Annotated in this window: 1 protein-coding gene; it reads right to left on the bottom strand. The window is 69.8% G+C overall.

Annotated features, from left to right (window positions below; genetic code table 11):
* Nucleotides 1-1,759: glycoside hydrolase family 44 protein (locus ACLJQE_RS44570; protein ID WP_410645914.1), on the bottom strand; the 1,759-nt coding region annotated here is incomplete at both ends.

Raw genomic sequence — 1,759 nt, 5'->3', positions numbered from 1 at the left:
GTGCAGGTCAGCGTCGGTGGCGCTGTCCCGCCGGTGGCCTGGAAGCCGAAGGTGGTGCTGCCGCCCGCGGCGATCGAGCCGTTCCACCCCGCGTCCGTGGCGACCACGCCGGCGCCGTTCTGCTTCAGCGTCGCGTTCCAGGCATTGGTGACCTGCTGGTCGCCGCCGGGCCACGTCCAGCCGACCCGCCATCCGGCCAGGGCCGTGCGACGGGCGTTGGTGACGGTCACCGTCGCGACGTGCGCGGTGTCCCAGTTGCCGTTGACGTGCAGGCTCGCCGTGCACCCGGCCGCCGGCAGGACCAGCAGCGTGATGGAGTTCGCCGGGTACGTCGCGTCGACGTGGCCGTCAAGCACCGGAAGTTCGCTGCCGCGCACGATGGCGCCGAGGTCGGCCGGGCTGTAGGTGAACCGCTGCGCCGCGGCGGCGTGGTCGAACCCGGCCACCGACAGCGGCGAGGTCAGGTCGCCGCCGGTCTTGTTGACGACCATGACGGTCAGCGCCTGGTCGGCGGAGCGCTGCGCCGCGTAGACCGCCAACCGGTCTTGATCGGCGGCGGTCGCCGACACGCTGACGTCCCCGAAGCGGCTGCCCGCGCCGTCGTAGTTGCGGTACATCCGGAACGCGTACGCACCCGGGTCGGTCGGCTTGGGATCGCCCCACATAGTGGCGAGGTCGAGGCCCTCACGGCCGAAGATGCCCAGGACGTCGGCCTGCACCAGCGCGCCGTTGATGTCGTCCAGCGCGCCCCAGTTGTACTCGGTGATGGCGGTCTTGGTGCCGGGGTTGTACCGGTCGATCCACGACTTCATCGTGCGGATGAACTGCAGCGGCGGCGCGTTGACGCCGCCGGGGCCGATCCAGGACTCCTCGACGTACGCCGGGTCCCACAGCGACCGGGTGGACCGCAACCGCAACGCGTTGGCCTCGGGGTTCTTGTCCCCGCTGATCTGCGGGTAGAAGTGCTGGTCGAAGTAGTCGAGGAAGCGCTTGCCACCGTGGGCGTCGCTGTAGTCCTTCATGTTCTTCAGGTACCACTGGGACAGGTTGAGCCCGCCGTGCGCGGCCGAATCGGGACCCGGCCCGCAACCGTCGATCCCGGAGGCGACCCACTCGCAGTACCCCCAGCCGGACGGGCCGAGGACCGCCGCGCTCGGGTCGGCGGCCTTGATCGCCGCGGCGGCCGCGGTGCCTTTGGTGCCCAGTTCGTCCATCGTGACCGGCTCGGGGTGCACGTCGCGGTGCGTGCTGGACCACAGCACCGGTTCGTTGTCGAGTTCGTAGATCGGCACGCCACCCTGGGCCGCCGTGCCGAACCGGTCCACCAGGTGCGCCACCATTTCGCCGTCGAACGCCGCATCCGCCGGGATCGAGGTGTCGGTGGGCACGCCGGTGAGGTTCTGCTGGTCGAGCTTGCCGTTGCCGCAGTTGGGGTCCCACTGGTCGAAGGCGTCCTGCCGCGGGAACCGGGTCGCCGGGAAACCGCAGGCGAACGGGTGCTGGGCCGGCGAGTCCTTGGCGACCCACCCGTTCAGCGGCACGGTGACGACCGGCTTGATGCCGCGGTCGAGGTTCGACTTCACCATTCCTTCGAGGGAGTGTTGCTCGTCGGCGACGATGTTCTCGAAGTACCAGTCGCTGCCGGTGTTGTAGGTGTGGTTCTTGAAGTTGTAGCGGCTGGAAGCGTTGCCGCCCCAGCGCGCCACCGACTGGCCGATCTCGGCGTTGAACGCCGGATCACCGCCGTTCAGGCCGTAGA

Origin of the sequence: Amycolatopsis sp. lyj-346, from assembly GCF_046548975.1 — a bacterium.
Classification (GTDB): domain Bacteria; phylum Actinomycetota; class Actinomycetes; order Mycobacteriales; family Pseudonocardiaceae; genus Amycolatopsis.
The sequence above is the reverse complement of the archived record's forward strand: the minus strand, read 5'-3'. Positions and strand labels throughout refer to the sequence as shown.